The following is a 1,194-nucleotide window of genomic DNA, read 5'->3' as shown; positions in this document are numbered from 1 at the left end:
GCCAGCGCCGCCTCGTAGGCCGTGCAGCCGGCCGGCTCGCGCAGCCACGCCGACACGACCAGGTTGCCCTCCCCCACGACCGCCGCCGACAGCCGGGTTTCCGACAGGTGCGCGATCGCCGTGCCGGCGCGGTCGAGGCCGGACGCGGGCACGTCGAGGCGGTAGCCCGCGATCACCGGCCAGCCCGCGGGGACGTGCGCGAGGTCGCAGCGGAAGTCCAGTTCGTGGTTGCGCACCATCCGCGCCAGCGCGCGCCGCACCGCCGACTCGCTCATCCGGCAGTCGCGGGCCAGCTCGGCGTAGCTGCGCCGCCCGTCCTCTCCGAGCGACTCGACCAGCGCGCGCAGGTCCCGGTCGTTCCACTGCTGCGGGACGACGAGCCGGGCCTGCTCGGCGGTGTCGTCCAGCACCGCCCGCTGTTCCGGGGCCAGCGCGTTGACCAGCCACCCGCTGCCCTCGCGGTAGACGCGGGTCGCGACGGCGAACCGCACCTCCAGCACCCCGGGCAGCGCCCCGATCCGGCCGGTGACCAGCGCATCCAGCGCGTCGAGGTCCCGCGCGGCCAGCGACAGGTACAACCCGAAGCGGCTGGTGGTGCGCTCGACGCTGAACACCGCCGGCCAACCGCAGAGTTCCTGGGTGAGCGCGACGAGCGCGTCCGGACGGCAGGCGACGTCGACGTAGCCGACCGTGGTGGTCGGGGCGGTGACGTACGCGGTGAGCCAGGCGAGCCCGGCGGCCTGCAGCCGGTCCCAGCGGCGGGCCGCCGTCGTGGCATCGGTGCCTACGGCGGCGGCGATCCGGGTCCACGGCGCCCGCGGGTCGCGCTGCAGCGCCTCCACCAGCGCGAGGTCCGACGCACTCGGCCGCGCCGGTTCCGGCGGGGCCGAAGGAACGGGCATGGCGCATTGTGCCCTGATCATGATCACCTGCCAAGGGCCGCGGCTTCACGCTGGGGCCGACCGGCGCCACTCGCCACGACCGGCACGGCTGGTCCGGCGCGACTCCGTGGCGGCCCTCCGCCGACCTACTGGCGCCGCCGCCGCGGCACCACGACCGTGCCCGCCGCCAGCTGGACGCCATGAATGACCCGTTCACCTCGTCCGACGAAGTGAATGACTCATTCATGTCATCGCGCCCGGGCCCCGCGCTACCGGACCTGGACGTCATGAACGAGTCGTTCACCTCGCCGGA

1 protein-coding gene is annotated in these 1,194 nt (G+C 74.7%); it reads right to left on the bottom strand.

All coding sequences use genetic code 11. The features are described from left to right. Positions 1-902: Lrp/AsnC family transcriptional regulator (locus G3I65_RS36995; protein WP_160700211.1), on the bottom strand; the 902-nt coding region annotated here is incomplete at its 3' end. Positions 903-1,194 lie beyond the last annotated feature (292 nt).

This window comes from Amycolatopsis sp. SID8362 (genome assembly GCF_010550475.1).
GTDB classification, from domain to species: Bacteria; Actinomycetota; Actinomycetes; order Mycobacteriales; family Pseudonocardiaceae; genus Amycolatopsis; species Amycolatopsis eburnea.
The sequence above is the reverse complement of the archived record's forward strand: the minus strand, read 5'-3'. Positions and strand labels throughout refer to the sequence as shown.